Consider the following 16,101-nt stretch of genomic DNA (forward strand, 5'->3'; position numbering starts at 1 on the left):
CCTCTGACACCGCTTATCCGACGCTGCCGTCCGTCAGCGACCTGCGGTCACCGCCCGGCGGACCGCCGCGGCGACGGCGGGCGCGGCGTTCCAGGGAGGTCAGGACGGCGGCCAGGAAGGCCAGCGGGATCACCAGGCCGAAGAGCGTCCACCAGGCGGCGGTACGGTCGTCGGCCCGGCCCTGGTAAGGGGTGTCGGACGCGCTGGCGACGAAGGCGACGACGTCCAGCACCCCGGCCAGCAGCAGCAGCGCCCACACGAGGACCAGGCACGCCAGCCACAGCACACGCCCGGGCGTGACGCGACGCTCGCGGCCAGGCTCTCCTGCGGGCTCGCGTACAGGCTCGCGTACGGGCTCTCCTGCGGGCTCCCGCATGCGCGCCCGGCTCAGACCAGGCGCCGTGCCGTCGCCCACCGCGTGAGCTCATGGCGGTTGGAGAGCTGGAGCTTGCGCAGGACGGCCGAGACATGGGACTCGACGGTCTTGACCGAGATGAAGAGCTGCTTGGCGATCTCCTTGTACGCGTAGCCGCGCGCGATCAGGCGCAGGACCTCGCGCTCGCGCTGGGTGAGCCGGTCCAAGTCCTCGTCGACCGGCGGGGCGTCGGTGGACGCGAAGGCGTCCAGCACGAAACCGGCCAGCCGCGGGGAGAAGACGGCGTCTCCGTCGCGCACCCGGAAGATCGAGTTGATCAGGTCGGGCCCGGTGATGGTCTTGGTGACATAACCGCGCGCGCCGCCCCGGATGACACCGATGACGTCGTCGGCCGCGTCGGAGACCGAAAGGGCCAGGAAACGCACCGGGTTGTCGGGGTCGGCGGCCAACGGGGCGCAGCGGCGCAGGACTTCGACACCGCCGCCGCCGGGCAGGTGCACGTCGAGGAGGACGACCTCGGGCCGGGTCGCGGTGACGACACTGACCGCCTGGTCGACGTCGGCAGCCTCGCCGACGACCTCGACACCGGTCTCCTCGGTGGCGCCGATCTCCGCCTGGACCCCGGTACGGAACATGCGGTGGTCGTCGACGAGCACCACCCGTACCCGCCGCTCCCCCGCCAAAGGCGCACTCGGTGTGCTCATGCCGCCACCCTCTCCATCTCCAGTTCGACTTCCGTACCGCCGCCGGGTGCGGCCCGCAGCCGGGCCTCGCCGCCGTTGCGCTGCATCCGGCCGATGATCGACTCGCGGACGCCCATGCGGTCGTCCGGCACCTGGTCGAGGTCGAATCCGGGGCCGTGGTCGCGCACGGAGACGAACACCTTGACGCCCTCCACCTCCGCGTAGACCTGAACGGGTCCGCTGCCACCGTACTTGGCCGCGTTCACCATCGCCTCCCGCGCGGCCTGCATCTGCGCCGCCAGCTTCTCGTCCAGCGGGCAGTCGCCGACGCAGACGACCTCGACCGGGACGCCGTGCGCGTCCTCGACCTCGGCGGCGGCGGCGCGTACGCCCTCGGCGACCGTCGTCGGCTCGTCGTCGCGCCCGGTGCCCTCGGGGCGGTAGAGCCAGGCGCGCAGCTCGCGTTCCTGGGCGCGGGCCAGCCGGTTGACCTCGCGGGGTTCGTCGGCGTGCCGCTGGATGAGGGTCAGGGTGTGCAGGACCGAGTCGTGGACGTGGGCGGCGACCTCGGCGCGCTCCTGAGCCCGGATGCGCATCAGCCGCTCCGCCGACAGGTCCTGTGTCATACGGACCAGGTACGGGCCCGCGATCAGCGCGACGCCGACGAGGACGGCGAGCGCGGCCTGGAGGATGCCGCCGAGGTGGCTGCCGGATCCGCGCACCACGATGAAGCCGGTGACGCCCGCGACGACCAGGGCGACACCGGCCGCCGCGCGGGCCAGCGGCCAGAACCGCTTGCCGTGGCTCATCTCGACCCAGCGGGCCTTGCGGGCGTTGTCGGCCTGCCGCCAGACCAGCGCGACACCGAGGCCGATGACCAGCAGCGGCCACACGGCGCGGTTGGCGGCGCCGAGGTTGAGGTTGTCGATGAGGATGCCCGCGCCGACGGCCAGCGCGATCAGGGCCATGATCTGGCCCTTGTCGGGCCGCTTGCCCGCCAGCCACGAGCGGGCGTCGCGCGGCTCCTTGGCCATGGCGACACCGCCGACGCCGAGCGGTACGAAGAACCAGAAGACGGCGTAGAGGAGCACGCCGATGCCGTTGAAGCAGGCGAGCAGCACGAACAGGCCGCGTACCCACAGCACGGGCAGGCCGAAGTGCCCGGCCAGGCCGCGCGCGACGCCGCCGACCATCCGCCCCTCGGAGCTGCGGTAGAGCTTGCGCACCCCGGAGTCCCCCGGCTCGTGCGAGGACAGGGGCGAGGAGAGGAAGGACGCCCCGCTGGGACCGCCGGGACCCCGCGGAGCACCGGGCCCGCCGAGACCGGGACCACCGGAGCCGCCCGGGCCGGGACCGCCGGGACCGGGACCGCCCGGCACGCCGGGTCCGCCGGACCCGCCCGGCATACGGGACGCTCCGGGCATGCCGGACGCTCCGGCCGGGCTGCTCGCTGACATACCCCGATCGTCACACGTCCGGGCCGCCCGGGGCATCAGGGTTGTCCCCCCAGGGGTAGGGCAGGGTACGGATCAGGGACGTACCAGGGTCGGGGCCGATGCCGGCCGCCCCCGCGAACCGTCACCATGGTCGTATGACGGACCAGCCACCCGAAGAGCCGAGCGACGAGCCGCGCGACCGGCCGAGTGCACCGCGCGCCGACGACGCCGACGGCAGCGACCTCGGCACCGGCGGCACCGGCGGCCCGGACGGCGACAGCGCCGCGCCCAAGCGGCGGCTGACCCGTGGCCGCGACCACAAAGTCCTCGCGGGCGTGTGCGACGGGGCGGGCCGCTACTTCGACATCGACCCGGTGATCTTCCGCGTGGTGCTGGCCGTCCTCTCCCTCACCGGCGGCATAGGTCTGATCATCTACGGCATGGGCTGGCTGGTCATCCCGCTGGAGGGCGAGCGGCAGAGCGAGGCGCAGCGGCTGCTGTCCGGCCGGATCGAGGGCGCGCCGCTGACCGCCGTGCTGATGGCGCTGGTCGGCTGCGGGCTGTACGCCTCGATGCTGGACAACGGCGACGACCAGGCGTTCTCACTGATCCTGCTGGCCGCGACGACCGGCGCCGTCTACTACTGGGCCCAGGTACGGCGTCGGCAGGCCGCGGGCGAGGCCGCCTCCCCGTCGGGCGCGGCGAGCGCGGTGGTGGACGCGCCGCCCGCCGTGCAGGCGCCGCCGGAGCCCGGCGGCTCCGCGTCCTGGTGGCGCGGCCCGCTGACCAAGGAGCCGTCGTATCTGTGGGGCCCGGACGACGGCCCCTACGGCGACGAGGACAAGGTCGCCTGGCGGGAGCGCAAGCGCGCGGCCCGCAAGAAGGAGAGCTCGTGGGTCTTCGGCCTGACCGTCTTCGTGCTGGTCGTGGCGGCGGGCGCGATCGGCACCGGGGCCGCGGCGCCGTACCAGTCCCCCGCCGTGAGCGTCGAGATCGGCCTGATCGCGGTGCTCGGCGTCTTCGGCCTGGCCTTCGTCGTCGCGTCGTTCGCCGGGCGGGCGCGCGGCGGCACCGTCTTCTTCACCCTGCTGACCCTCGCCGGGCTGATCGGCACCGCGTCGGTGCCGCACGACAACGCCGGGTGGCGCGACACCTGGAGGCCGATGACCGCCGCCGCCGTCCAGCCGACGTACGAACGCGGCAGCGGACAGGGCGTCCTCGACCTGACCGACCTGACGCTCGACGGCAGGACGGTCAACACACGGGTCGACCTGCGCGTCGGCGAAGTGCTGATCAGACTGCCCAAGGACGCGACCGTGCACCTGACCTACCACGTCGCCGTCGGCGCCATCCGCCTGCCGGAGAAGGACCACGGCGGGCTGAACGTCAACAGCGAAGGGGCCGTGCCGGTCGTCTTCGCCCCGCCCGCGGGCACCATGAACACCGGCACGGTCAACGTCCACGTGCGGATCGGCGCCGGTGACCTGCGGATCGAGCCCGCCACCGCCGGGACCGGCACGGGGACGGCCCCGCTCGCGCCGACCGCGCCCGCCGTACCCGGCGCGCGCCACGTGCCCGTACCCGGCGTGCCCGGCCCGCCCGCAGGACAGGTGAACCGATGAGAAGGCACCGCTTCGAACCCGCCGTCCTGGTCATGGGCCTGGTGCTGCTCTGGCTGACGGCGTGCTTCATCCTCGACGCCTGCCAGGTCTGGGACCTGCGGCCCGAGGACTCCGTCCCGCTCGTCGTCAGCGGTCTGGCCCTGACGGTGGCCACCGCGATCGTCACACAGGTCGTGAGGGCGGTACGGGGGCGCCGGAAGCGCCGCCGCGCGTAGCGGAGCCCGAGCCGTCGGCGGCGTGCGCGCCGGGCCCCGGCACCGCGCCGTCGCCCTTGCCGCGCCGCCGCGCGAGCAGCGCGTCCAGCGACAGATAGGGCGTGCCCGCGAGCACCAGCGGCAGCCAGGCCATCAGATACGCGAGGTCGTTGCCGTAGTAGTACGGCGTCGAGGACCAGCTCACCGTCAGCCACAGGCTGAGCGAGACCAGCGCGCCGCCGAGGGCGGCGACCCGGCCGAGGAGCCCGAACAGCGTGCCGAGCCCCGCCGCTGTCTCACCGAGCGCGATGGCGTACCCGAAGCCGTGCGGCGCCTTCAGCGCGAGGTCGATCATCGCCGGGATCGCCGCGGTGTCGTGGGCGCCGTGCAGGATCTGCACCAGCGAGCCGTTCGCGGAGTCGGTGAAGAAGGTGTCGCTGGTCAGCTTGTCGAGCCCGGCGTAGATGAACGTAACGCCGAGGAAGATCCGCAGCGGCAGCAGTGCGTAGCGACGGGCGGTGTCCCGCCGGACGTCGAGCCGTTCGAGCATCGTGTTCCGCCAATCCCGCCGCCCGTGCGTTCCCTGATGAGAACGATTCTGCCGGTACGGCGCCCTCGGGGGGACATACGTACGCCCGGCGGCTGTCACTCAAGGCGGCGGGCGGAAACCGTGGGACCCGCAGAAAGACCCGCACGTCTCTGGCAGTACGCGGCCCCGCCCCCGATACTCAGGCATCGCACGGACCCGACGGGTGGAGGTATCCGAGTTGCCGTACGACCTGACGATCTACCTGGCCCACCGCGACGACTACGCGGACTTCCTCACCGCGACCGACGAGGAGGCGTCCGTCGTCTGGCACCGCAGGCAGGGCGACCACACCGACAGGGCCGACCTCCTGGAGCGTACGGAGGCCGCGTACGGCAGGACCCAGGCCGCCCTCAATGTGCTGGACATCGAGGGCGGCGGCCCGCTCACCGAGGCGAAGGCCCTGGTCGGCCGCATCCGGTCCTTCTACGACATGGACGAGATCCCGGACAGCGCGTGGGAGGAGTACAAGGCGGCCAGGAGCCGCTACGTCACCGCGGCCCGCGAGAGCCTGGCGGCGCACTGACCGCGCGTCACTCCCACTCGATGGTGCCCGGCGGCTTGCTCGTCACGTCGAGCACCACGCGGTTGACGTCGGCCACCTCGTTGGTGATCCGGGTGGAGATCTTCGCCAGCACCTCGTACGGCAGCCGCGACCAGTCCGCGGTCATGGCGTCCTCGGAGGAGACCGGGCGCAGCACGATCGGGTGGCCGTAGGTGCGGCCGTCGCCCTGGACGCCGACGGAGCGGACGTCGGCGAGCAGCACCACCGGGCACTGCCAGATGTCGCGGTCGAGCCCGGCCGCGGTCAGCTCCTCGCGGGCGATGGCGTCGGCCTCGCGCAGCAGGTCGAGCCGGTCGCGGGTGACCTCGCCGACGATCCGGATGCCGAGCCCGGGGCCGGGGAACGGCTGCCGCTGCACGATCTCCTCGGGCAGGCCCAGCTCCTGGCCGACCATCCGCACCTCGTCCTTGAACAGCTTGCGCAGCGGCTCGACGAGCGTGAACTGGAGGTCTTCGGGCAGGCCGCCGACATTGTGGTGCGACTTGATGTTCGCGGTGCCGGTGCCGCCGCCGGACTCGACCACGTCCGGGTAGAGGGTGCCCTGGACCAGGAACTCCACCGGCTCGTCGCCGGGCGCCTCGGCGACGATCTCCGCCTGCGCCTGCTCGAAGACCCGGATGAACTCCCGGCCGATGATCTTCCGCTTCTGCTCCGGGTCGCTGACCCCGGCGAGCGCGTCCAGGAAGCGGTCGGTGGCGTCCACGACCTTGAGCTGGACGCCGGTCGCGGCCACGAAGTCCTTCTCGACCTGCTCGGTCTCGCCCTTGCGCATCAGACCGTGGTCGACGTACACGCAGGTGAGCCGGTCACCGATGGCCTTCTGGACGAGGGCGGCGGCGACCGCGGAGTCCACGCCGCCGGACAGCCCGCAGATGGCCCGGCTGCTGCCGACCTGCTCGCGGATCAGCGCGATCTGCTCGTCCACGACATTGACGGTCGTCCACGTCGGCGCGAGGCCCGCGCCGCGGTAGAGGAAGTGCTCCAGGATCTGCTGGCCGTGCGTGGAGTGCAGCACCTCGGGGTGGTACTGGACGCCGTACAGCCGCTTCTCGTCGTTCTCGAACGCGGCGACCGGCACCACGTCGGTGGACGCCGTCACGGCGAAGCCCTCGGGCGCGGCCGAGCAGGCGTCGCCGTGCGACATCCACACCGACTGCTCGGCGGGGGTGCCCTCGAAGAGGGTGGAGCCGGGCTTGGAGACGGCCAGCGCGGTGCGGCCGTACTCCCGCGCCCCGGTGTTGTCGACGGTCCCGCCGAGCGCCGTCGCCATGAGCTGGAAGCCGTAGCACATGCCGAAGACGGGGACGCCCGCCGTGAAGATCGCCGGGTCCAGGGTGGGGGCGCCCGGCTCGTAGACCGAGGACGGGCCGCCGGACAGGATGATCGCGCTCGGCCGCTTCGCCAGCATCTCGCTCACCGGCGTCGTGGAGGGCACGATCTCGCTGTACACCCGGGCCTCACGGACCCGGCGCGCGATCAGTTGCGCGTACTGCGCACCGAAGTCCACGACCAGGACCAGGTCCGGTGTATCCGGTGTGCCCGACGAGGGGGCGGGGGCGACTGGCGTTACCACGGTGTGCCTTCCGGCGGTTCCAACGGGGATAGGACCCGATTCTACCGGGGCGGCGGACTCCCTCCTTCCCCCGGCTTGCCCCGCGGGAGGCGAGGGGGGCACACTGACGCCATGCACACGCGCAGCGTCACGTTTACCTATGGCACCGGCTGGTCCGGCTGCCATGGTCGCGTCGCGTGAGCTGACGAGCGACTTCCCAGGCGCCCCGGGCCGGACGGCCCGGGGCGCCTGTCGTTTCGCTCCCCCGGGACCCGAGGCCCGCGGCGCCGCCCGCCCCTCCCGAGGAGAGCAGACATGACGACCCCGACCCCGACACCTATCTCCGTCCCGGCCCCCATTCCGGCCCCGGCCCCCGCGACCGCGGGCACCGAGAGCGTCCCGGACGCCCCGGACACCCACGGCGTCCCGGAGTCCGCGGACGCGGTCATCGCGCGCAAGCGGCGGCGGATCGACGATCTCGACACCCGGATCATCGGCCTGGTCAGGGAACGGATGACCGAGTCGGCCGACATCCAGCGCGCCCGCATGACGTCCGGCGGTCGCCGGGTGAGCCTGAACCGCGAGATGGAGGTGCTGACGCACTACAGCGCGGAGTTGGGGAGGCCGGGCACGTCACTGGCGATGACGCTGCTGGAACTGTGCCGCGGCAAGGTGTGAGCGGCGCGGCCGGAGCGGCCCGCGAGGCGTGACGTTTCGCCCTTTCGAGCGGCATCACCCGTACGGCACGTGACCGGCCCGCGATGGCTTCGTTGGAGGTGGTGTCCGTGCCATCCAGGGGCGGTAACCCAACACCACGCGTGGAACTGGACACCGCCTAGACGCAGCTAGGCGGGGTGTGACCGATGCGATGAGGCGACCGCAGGTGTGCGGTCGCCGTGGGACCTCGTGTCGGTGCTATGTGACCGGACGGCAGGGGACAGCAGCCCGGTCACGACTCAAAGAGGCGGTCGGCTCCGGGGACGCTTGGATCCGGCCGCTCTGCGAGAACCCACATTACTCATGTACGGCTCCCGGCACGGACTTCCCGTCCACGATCGGGTGACACAGCGCGTGCCCGTGCGCACGGGTACGCGTCGGCGCGCGCGGACGCGTCACCCGAACGCGTCAGTCACCGCAGTCAGTTCAGGCAGTTCAGCCGGTTCAGCCGGTTCAGCCGCGTCACTCTGCCGCGGACCTGGGCGGCACCGCGGGGACCGGCAGCATCGGAAGCCGCAGCGCGCCGAAGGCTCCCTCCGGCACCACCGGGGCGGCGGGCCGTACCGCGGCGATCCTGCGGTAGCCCTCGCCCTGGGCCGGACGCGGGTCCGCCTCGCCCTTGTTGGGCCACAGCGACATCGCGCGCTCCGCCTGCGCGGTGATCGTCAGCGACGGATTGACGCCGAGATTCGCCGAGACGGCCGAACCGTCGACCACATGGATGCCCGGGTGCCCGTAGAGCCGGTGGTACGGGTCGATGACGCCGTGGTCCGCGTCCTCGCCGATCGGGCAGCCGCCCAGGAAGTGCGCGGTCATGGGGCGTTCGGTGGCCTCGCCGACATTGCTGCCCGCGAAGCCGTTGATCTCCTCGGCTATCAACTCCGCGGCCCGCGCGCCCTCCGGGATGTGCGTCGGGTTGGGAGCGCCGTGGCCCTGACGGGCCGTCAGCAGCCCTTTGCCCAGGCCCTTGGTCTTGCGGTAGGTGGTCAGCGAATTGTCGCTGGTCTGCATGACCAGGCCGATGATCGTCCGCTCCGACCAGTGGAAGTTGGACAGCGAGCGGAGGCCGACCGCCGGGTGGCGCAGGTAGTTGACGGCGAATTCGGCCCAGCGCGGCACCTTCCCGCCGTACGGCGCCGCCATGATCGACAGATTCCCCATCGCGTTGGAGCCCTTGCCGTAGCGGACCGGCTCGATGTGGGTGTGGTCGTTGGGGTGCACGGACGAGGTGATCGCGACGCCCTTGGTGAAGTCCAGCGCGCGGTCCGGGTGCCGCTTGCGGTAGCGGCGGGTGGAGGTCTGCGCGCCCACCAGCGCCTCGGAGTTGGTACGGGTCAGCTCGCCGAGCTTCGCCGAGATGCCGGGCAGCCGGCCGCCGTCGCGCATCGCGTGCAGCAGCGTCTGCGTCCCGTACGTGCCCGCCGCGACCACGACCTGACGGGCCCTCAGCACCGCACGCTCGCCCTTCTTGCGCTGGTCGGTGGGGACGGCGGTGACACGGTAGCCGCCCTCGGGGTCCTCGGTGAGGTCGGTGACGGTGGTCATCGGGTGGATGACGGCGCCCGCGCGCTCGGCGAGGTGTAGATAGTTCTCCGTGAGGGTGTTCTTCGCGCCGTGCCGGCAGCCGGTCATGCACTCGCCGCACTCGGTGCAGGCCCGCCGCGCGGGGCCGGTTCCGCCGAAGTACGGGTCGGGCACCTCGCCGCCGGGCGCCGCCTTCGACGCGCCGCCCGCGTCCTGGCCGTCGCCGAAGAACACCCCGACCGGCGCGAGGTGGAAGCTGTCGCCGACGCCCATCCGCTCGGCCGCCGCCTTCAGATGCTCGTCCGAGGGGGTGAGCGTGGGGTTGGTGCGCACCCCGAGCATCCGCTGGGCCTGGTCGTAGTACGGCGCCAACTCCTGCTGCCAGTCGGTGATCGCGCCCCACTGCCGGTCCTCGAAGAACGCCTTCGGGGGCACGTACAGGGTGTTGGCGTAGTTCAGCGAGCCGCCGCCGACGCCCGCGCCCGCCAGCACCAGGACGTTGCCGAGGACGTGGATGCGCTGGATGCCGTAGAGGCCGAGCGCGGGCGCCCACAGGTAGTTGCGGACGTCCCAGGAGTTCTTCGGCAGTTCGTCGCGGGCGAAGCGGCGGCCGGCCTCCAGCACGCCGACCCGGTAGCCCTTCTCGGTCAGCCGCAGCGCGGAGACGGAGCCGCCGAAGCCGGAGCCGATGACGACGACGTCGTAGTCGTAGCCGTCTTCCTGTGACACGTGATCCTCCGTGCGTCGGTGCGGGACTCGTCCGGTCCGGCCGGGTCCGCGGGCAGGGCGTGGGCGGGGCGCGGGCGGCGGGCGAGGGCCGGGCAGCGCGCGGGCGGGCGGGGGGTCAGCGCATCCGCAGGGCCTTCATCGCCTTCAGCGAGACGGTGAGGAACTTCGCGTACGTCTCGTCGGTCATGCCGAGCGAGGGCGCCATCGGCAGGAGGCGCTGGGTGGCGACGGTCTGGGCCTCGGTGTGCTTGAGGATGCCCTCGGAGCCGTGCCTGCGGCCGAGCCCGGAGTCCTTCATGCCGCCCATCGGCGCCCGGACGCTGCCGTACGCGGCGGCGTACGCCTCGTTGATGTTGACCGTGCCGGAGCGCAGCCGGGCCGCGATCCGCGCGCCGCGCCGGGTGTCCTTGGTCCACACACTGGCGTTGAGGCCGTAGTCGGTGTCGTTGGCGCGCTCGATCGCCTCCTCCTCGTCGCGGAAGCGGTAGACGGACACGACGGGGCCGAAGGTCTCCTGCGCGCAGACGGCCATCGGGGCCTCGACGCCGTCCAGGATCGTCGGCTCGTAGACGTACGGGCCGATGTCGGGGCGGGCCCGGCCGCCGGCCACCACCGTGGCGCCCTTCTCGCGGGCCTCCTCGACGTGCCGGACGACGGTCTCCAACTGCCGTTCCCCGGCCAGCGATCCCATGCCCGCGCCGTACGCGAGGGCCGTGCCGAGCCTGATCGCCTTCGTGCGCGCGGCGAACTTCTCCAGGAACGCGTCGGCGACCGACTCGTCCACCAGCAACCGCTCGACGGAGACGCAGAGTTGACCGGCGGAGGCGAAGCAGGCGCGGACGGCGCCGTCGGCGGCCTTGTCGAGGTCCGCGTCGCGCAGCACCAACAGGGGGTTCTTGCCGCCGAGTTCGAGGGAGGCCCCGATCAGCCGGGCGGCGGCGCGCTGGGCCACGTCGCGGCCGGTGCGCGTCGAGCCGGTGAAGGACACGTAGTCGGCGTGCTCGACCAGGGCCGGGCCGACGACCGGGCCCTCGCCGATCACGATCTGCCACACGTCGGCGGGCAGCCCCGCCTCGACCAACTGCTCGCGCGCCCACAGCGCGGTCAGCGCGGTCTCGGTGTCCGGCTTCATCACCAGGGCGTTGCCCGCCACGAGTCCGGGCAGCGCGTCGCCGACGGACAGCTCCAGCGGGTAGTTCCAGGGCGCGATCTGGCCGACGACCCCGCGCGGCTGCCGCAGCTCCACGGCCTTGGTCAGCGTCGGGATGGCGCCGGTGTGCCGCTTGGGCTTCAGGTACGCGGGGGCCTTGCGGCCGTAGTGCCGGGCCGCCATCGCGACCACCTGCACCTCTTCGTGCGCGTGCATGCGCGCCTTGCCGGTCTCCACCTGGATCAGGTCGAGCACCTCGGCCTGCCGGGCGAGCACCAGGTCGTGGAAGCGGAGCAGGACCGCGGCGCGCTGCCGTACGGGGGTGGCGGCCCACGCCTTCTGCGCCGTGCGGGCGCGCGCGAACGCCTCCGCGACCTCCTCGGGCGTGGTCTCCGGCAGCTCGGCGAGCCTGTCGCCGGTCAGCGGGGTGTGGCTGGCGGTACGGCCTCCCCCTGCTTGCCAGCGGGGGGACCCCCAGCCGATGACGTCGCGGGTGAGGCGGGCGACCAGATCGGGGGTGACGACGTCCTTCGGGCCGCGCGCCGTGGTGGGCGCGACCGGGTTTCCGTCGGTGGGGCCGTCGGTGGGGCGGCCGTCTGCGGGGGGCGTGCTGCGCTCCAGCGAATCCGTCATGCCGGTGAGATTACGACCGTCCGGCACCGATTGGATACCCGTGAGTAAGTATTTTCCTCGTGATCCGTGCAACTAAGCCAGCAATCGGTGGCGTCATACGGATCTTCGCAGGTCACGAGGGTTGCCCGGAGGGGCAGTGGCGGCAGGTGCCGGGCGCCCTCGGGGCGCGTACGTGTCGGTGGAACATCAGTGCGGACGGAAGGCGGCGCGCGCCGCGTCGAAGGTGTCCCGTGCCCGCTCGACCTGCTCGATCGGCGCCGACAGCCACATGTCGTACATCCGGCCGCCCTCCGTCCAGCACAGGTCGAACGTCCGGCGCGCGCCGTTGCCGTCCGCGAAACCGTCGTACGTGAACTGCCACAGCGCGGCGGGCCGCCCGCGCTGCGTGGTCTCGGTGATCACGCCGTCCCGGTACCCGGGATAGACACTGCCCGCCCGGGGACCTGCCAGATCCTGGTCGCGCAGCACCGCGTACGGGCCGCGCGGGTCGGGCGACTGCTCGCGCTCACCGAAGCGGAAGGCGCGGTCGGGCGACCAGTAGTACACCCGCAGGACGCCGCTGCTGTCGCGCTGCGCGTCGCGTACGTATCCGGCGGGCAGCGCCAGCGAGAAGCCGGTCGGATCGGTGACGCGCTCGTACCCGGCCGGGAGGGCCGGGGCCGTCGGCGGGGGTGTCGTCGGGCTCGGCGTCGTGGGCGGCGTCGTGGGCGGCGGGGTCGTGCCCGTCACCGGCGCCGTGCTCGGCGGGGGCGACGCGGCGCGGGCGCCGCCGTCGTCGTGCCGGACGACCAGCACCGCGGCCAGCGCGCCGCCGCCGACCGCGAGGGCCGCCACGCTCACGGCGGCGGCGAGGACACGGCGCCTGCGGCCCTTCGGGCGGGGGGTCGCCCGCCGCTCGGGCTCCGCGTCACGCGGGGGTTCGGCCGCCGGGACCACCGGTACGTGCTGGGCGGGCGGCGGCTCACCGGTCTCCGCGTACGCCGTCAGCAGCGTCTGCGCCCGCGCCGCGCCCATCCGGCGGCCCGGGTCCCGGTCGAGCAGCGCCGTGACCACCGGCAGCAGCGGCTCCGCCGCCTCGGGCGTCCTGATCGTGTCGATCGCGACCGCGTGCACGATCTCGCCTATCGACTCGCGGTGGAACGGGGACTCGCCGTCCACCGCCGCGCACAGCAGCGCGCCGAGCGACCACAGGTCGGACTCCGGGCCCGCCGCACGGCCCGACATCCGCTCGGGCGAGGTGTACTCCGGCGACCCCACGAAGGACCCGGTCTCGCTGATCGTCGCGCTGCCCGCGACCCGGGCGATTCCGAAGTCCGTCAGCACGACGCGTCCGGTGCCGCGCTCGATCAGCACGTTCGCCGGTTTCACGTCACGGTGCTGGACCTCGCTCGCGTGCGCCGCCCGCAGCGCGCCCGCCACGGCCGCGCCGATCCGCGCCGCCTCCCGCGGTTCCAGGGGGCCGTCCTGTGCCAGCACGTCCGCCAGCGAACGGCCGTCCACCAGCTCCATCACGATCCACGGGCGGCCGTCCTGCTCCAGCACGTCGTACACGACGATCACATGCGGGTGCCTGATCCTGGCCACGCTGCGCGCTTCGCGCAGTGCCCGGTCCTGGCCGCCCTCGGGCAGGTGCAGCTCCTTGACCGCCACCGGTCGGTGCAGCAGCTCGTCCTCCGCCCGCCACACCGTCCCCATCCCCCCGCGGCCGAGCCGCCCCGTGATGCGGTACCTCCCCGCCACCACATCCCGAGGCTCCGCCTCCGCCGTCCACCCCCCGTCACTCCCCATACCCCCCAGGCTATCCACCCTCCCCACCCCGGCCCACCCTCCAGGGCCCCCGCCCCGAACGGCCCCTCCCCGCAGGGCGTCCGCTCCCAGGGCCTCCTCCCCAGCGCGCCCCCCTTTGCGCAGGGCCTGTCTTCCAGGGGCGCGGGGAACTGCGCGACCAGCCCCCACCGGGCCCGCGGCCCGAAAACAACCGAACCGCCCCACCGGGGCCGGTGGTGACCAGCGGAAGCGTCGTGGCTTGTCGCGCAGTTCCCCGCGCCCCTTAAAAGATCGGCTCACCGTCCCGGGCGGAAGAGGTGGGCCCCGTTAGGGGCGCGGGGAACTGCGCGAGCAACCCACCACCGGCCGATGGGGGCGGACCCCACCGCGGAAGGTGAACGGGCAGGGGCGCAGGCCCCTGGTGAACGGGCCGGGGCGGCGAGCCCTTGGCGTGGGGCGGGCGTCAGCTCGCCGCGTAGGTTTCGACGGCTTTGTCGAAGGCACGCTGGACATCGGCGCGCCGAGCGTCCGGCCCGCTGACGACGACGACGTGGTACGAGCCGTCGATGATGACCGCGAGATTGAGGGCGTAGATCTGCGTGTCGTTGGCGTCGCGGTAGCTGTACTCGCCCTCGGCGGCACTGTGCCCGCGCAGGTCGAGCGTGTGGAGACCGGAGGCGGCGGACCAGGAGGAGCCGCGGAAGGCGGCCAGTTCGGGCTCTTCGAGCTGGTAGGCGAGCGGATCGCTGCCGTGGTCGGAGACCTTGTCACGGCCGGGCACGACGGTGAGCTGGAGGTCGCTGCCGGAGTAACGGACCTGCCCCTGACCGTTCTTGCCGGAGCGCTGCCACCCGGTGTGGACGGCGACGGTGAACCCGGCGGAATCGGTCCGCATGACGAAGTCGCTGCCGAGGTCCGGCGGCGGCACCGCCGTACTCGGCGGCGGGGCCGGCTTCGTGGTGGCCGGCTTCGTCGTCGGCGCCGCGGTCGTACGAGTGGGCGTCGGCGTCGGCTTCTTGCCGCCGCTGTGCCCGCCCGGCACCTCGGCCGGGACCGTACGGTCGCCGCCCTTGGCCCCGTTGTCCGACGTGTCGCCGTTGCCGGGCATGGCGAGCACCGCGTACGCGACGACGGCCGCGAGCACCACCAGGACCGCGATCAGCAGCCGCACGCCCAGCTTGCGCGGTGCCTCGTCGCCGCCGCGCGGGGGCTTGCGGTAGACGACCTCCTGCTCCTGGTGGATCTGCTCCTGCCGCATCTCGCTGCGCCGCGCCTGCTCGCGCTTGGCCTTGGTGACCCTGGCCTGCTTGCCGCGGGCGTGCCTGCGGTGCTGAATCCCGGCGACGTCGGCCTCGGCGGCGGCCTTGCGGCGCCGCCGCCGTACCAACTCGCCCTTGCGGCGCACGATCGGCAATTTGGCCGGATCCGTCGGCACCTGGACCATGTCGAGGCCGAGATCCGGCTCGGGCGCGGAGCGGATCAGCGACCGCAGCCAGCCGCCCAACTCCTCGGCCTCCGGCCGCTCCTCGGGGTCGGGCCGGAGCAGCGACTCGACGATCGGCCGCAGCGCGCCGCACTCCTCGGCGAAGGCGGGCGGCTCGGCGCACACCATCTGCACCAGTTCGGCGGCGCTCTCCTCGGGGAACGGCGGATGCCCCTGCACGGTACGGAAGAGCAGCGAGCCGAGCGCCCACAGGTCGGCGGCCGGGCCGACCGGCGGCGACAGCCGCCAGTTCTCGTGCACCTCGTGCGCCTGCTCCGGCGCCCAGCGCTCGGTGACGGCGCCGATGACGGTGATCCGGTTCTGCCGGGCCCGCTCCTGTTCGAGCGCGGACTCGGGGCCGTGCCACGACTGGTCCTCACCCGCGCCCGACAGGCCGCCGCCCGCGAGGACCTGGATGTGCTGCGGCACGGGGTCGTAGCCGCACAGCGCCTCCTGGGCGGCGCCCGCGGCGAGCCCGGCGAGCATCGCCCGGCCGTCGTCGCAGACCAGCACGGTGCTCGCGGTCACATTGCGGTGCGTCCAGCCGTACGCGTGCACGGCACGCAGCGCGGTGAGCACGTCGGAGGCGACCTCGGCGGCGCGGTAGGCGTCCAGCGGCCGGTCGGCGAGTAACGCGGCGAGCGGCCGGGCGGACACCAGTTCGCTCGCGATCCAGAGACTGCCGCCCTCGATGAAGATGTCGAAGACCTGGACCAGGCGGGGGTGGTCGGGTATCGCCGCCGCCGCGCGGGCGGCCTCAAGGGCGCGCCGGGCGCTGTCGCTCAGCGCGTCCTGGTCGCCGTAGCCCCGGTCGTCGCCCGGGTCCTCGGCCGTGACGACCTCGGGCAGCAGCACCTGCCGGACCAGGACCTCCTGGCCGCTGTAGGTGTCGAAGGCGCGCGTCTCGACCAGTTCGAACTCGTCGGCGGGCGGCCGGGGCAGCCGGTACCGGTCGGCGAGCACGCGGCCCGCGTATTCGTCCACGACGCCCCCTCTCCGGCCCTTCCCGACCCGATGCCATCCGTGCGGGAACCCTCGCCCGCACCCCACCTTGTACCCGAAGCGGTCCGATCCGAACGGATTC

The 16,101-nt window shown here is 73.2% G+C and carries 12 protein-coding genes and 1 pseudogene; 4 read left to right on the top strand and 9 right to left on the bottom strand.

Annotated features, from left to right (window positions below; translation table 11 throughout):
• Positions 1-13: 13 nt before the first annotated feature.
• The 3 genes from ACZ4EF_RS24255 to ACZ4EF_RS24265 form a co-directional block, all read right to left on the bottom strand.
• Complete coding sequence (locus tag ACZ4EF_RS24255) at positions 14-286, bottom strand: hypothetical protein (RefSeq protein WP_355336820.1); 273 nt, start codon at positions 284-286, stop codon at positions 14-16.
• 101 nt (positions 287-387) lie between these two features.
• Complete coding sequence (locus ACZ4EF_RS24260; protein WP_188281968.1) at positions 388-1,080, bottom strand: LuxR C-terminal-related transcriptional regulator; 693 nt, start codon at positions 1,078-1,080, stop codon at positions 388-390.
• Entirely contained in the window at positions 1,077-2,516 is a 1,440-nt protein-coding gene (locus ACZ4EF_RS24265) for an ATP-binding protein (RefSeq protein WP_401724861.1), read from the bottom strand. Before ACZ4EF_RS24265 ends, ACZ4EF_RS24260 begins: the two co-directional genes overlap by 4 nt.
• A 134-nt stretch (positions 2,517-2,650) precedes the next feature.
• Here ACZ4EF_RS24265 and ACZ4EF_RS24270 point away from each other — a divergent pair, with 134 nt between their 5' ends.
• Together ACZ4EF_RS24270 and ACZ4EF_RS24275 are read left to right on the top strand one after the other, a co-directional pair.
• Positions 2,651-4,117 carry a PspC domain-containing protein gene (locus ACZ4EF_RS24270; protein WP_467506379.1) on the top strand — a complete coding sequence of 489 codons (1,467 nt, stop codon included), beginning with the start codon at positions 2,651-2,653 and terminating at the stop codon, positions 4,115-4,117.
• On the top strand, positions 4,114-4,332 hold the full coding sequence (locus ACZ4EF_RS24275; RefSeq protein WP_355336817.1) for a hypothetical protein: 219 nt from the start codon (positions 4,114-4,116) through the stop codon (positions 4,330-4,332). The genes ACZ4EF_RS24270 and ACZ4EF_RS24275 overlap by 4 nt, the downstream gene beginning before the upstream one ends.
• 52 nt (positions 4,333-4,384) lie before the next feature.
• Here the strand turns inward: ACZ4EF_RS24275 and ACZ4EF_RS24280 are convergent.
• Positions 4,385-4,861 (bottom strand): annotated as a pseudogene (locus ACZ4EF_RS24280) (DoxX family protein); the annotation flags it as partial.
• Positions 4,862-5,063: 202 nt separating this feature from the next.
• On the opposite strand from ACZ4EF_RS24280, the gene ACZ4EF_RS24285 reads away from it, so the two are divergent.
• Entirely contained in the window at positions 5,064-5,423 is a 360-nt protein-coding gene (locus ACZ4EF_RS24285) for a hypothetical protein (protein ID WP_355336816.1), read from the top strand.
• Between the two features lie 7 nt (positions 5,424-5,430).
• Here ACZ4EF_RS24285 and guaA read toward each other — a convergent pair whose 3' ends face one another.
• Positions 5,431-7,035, bottom strand: a complete 1,605-nt coding sequence (guaA, locus tag ACZ4EF_RS24290; protein ID WP_355336815.1) for a glutamine-hydrolyzing GMP synthase — start codon at positions 7,033-7,035, stop codon at positions 5,431-5,433.
• A 294-nt stretch (positions 7,036-7,329) separates the two neighbouring features.
• Here guaA and ACZ4EF_RS24295 point away from each other — a divergent pair, with 294 nt between their 5' ends.
• Positions 7,330-7,692 carry a chorismate mutase gene (locus tag ACZ4EF_RS24295; protein WP_391163401.1) on the top strand — a complete coding sequence of 121 codons (363 nt, stop codon included), beginning with the start codon at positions 7,330-7,332 and terminating at the stop codon, positions 7,690-7,692.
• Between the two features lie 501 nt (positions 7,693-8,193).
• Here the strand turns inward: ACZ4EF_RS24295 and ACZ4EF_RS24300 are convergent.
• The 4 genes from ACZ4EF_RS24300 to ACZ4EF_RS24315 all read right to left on the bottom strand — a co-directional run bounded on the left by ACZ4EF_RS24300 (position 8,194) and on the right by ACZ4EF_RS24315 (position 16,001).
• A complete protein-coding gene (locus ACZ4EF_RS24300; protein ID WP_467506380.1) occupies positions 8,194-9,984 on the bottom strand; it encodes a GMC family oxidoreductase N-terminal domain-containing protein in 1,791 nt (596 codons plus the stop codon).
• Between the two features lie 115 nt (positions 9,985-10,099).
• Positions 10,100-11,767: a succinic semialdehyde dehydrogenase gene (locus ACZ4EF_RS24305; protein WP_401309309.1), complete on the bottom strand. Its 1,668-nt coding sequence runs from the start codon at positions 11,765-11,767 to the stop codon at positions 10,100-10,102.
• A 186-nt stretch (positions 11,768-11,953) separates the two neighbouring features.
• Positions 11,954-13,510 (bottom strand): serine/threonine-protein kinase, encoded by a 1,557-nt coding sequence (locus tag ACZ4EF_RS24310; protein WP_467506381.1) that lies wholly within the window; start codon positions 13,508-13,510, stop codon positions 11,954-11,956.
• Positions 13,511-13,997: 487 nt separating this feature from the next.
• On the bottom strand, positions 13,998-16,001 hold the full coding sequence (locus ACZ4EF_RS24315) for a protein kinase family protein (protein ID WP_355336806.1): 2,004 nt from the start codon (positions 15,999-16,001) through the stop codon (positions 13,998-14,000).
• Positions 16,002-16,101: the final 100 nt, after the last annotated feature.

The organism is Streptomyces sp. NPDC025721 (genome assembly GCF_055558595.1).

Coding starts and splice junctions, on each gene's coding strand:
- ACZ4EF_RS24260 (WP_188281968.1), bottom strand. CDS start 1,080: ATGAGCACACCGAGTGCGCCTTTGGCGGGGGAGCGGCGGGTACGGGTG.
- ACZ4EF_RS24265 (WP_401724861.1), bottom strand. CDS start 2,516: ATGTCAGCGAGCAGCCCGGCCGGAGCGTCCGGCATGCCCGGAGCGTCC.
- ACZ4EF_RS24270 (WP_467506379.1), top strand. CDS start 2,651: ATGACGGACCAGCCACCCGAAGAGCCGAGCGACGAGCCGCGCGACCGG.
- ACZ4EF_RS24275 (WP_355336817.1), top strand. CDS start 4,114: ATGAGAAGGCACCGCTTCGAACCCGCCGTCCTGGTCATGGGCCTGGTG.
- ACZ4EF_RS24295 (WP_391163401.1), top strand. CDS start 7,330: ATGACGACCCCGACCCCGACACCTATCTCCGTCCCGGCCCCCATTCCG.
- ACZ4EF_RS24305 (WP_401309309.1), bottom strand. CDS start 11,767: ATGACGGATTCGCTGGAGCGCAGCACGCCCCCCGCAGACGGCCGCCCC.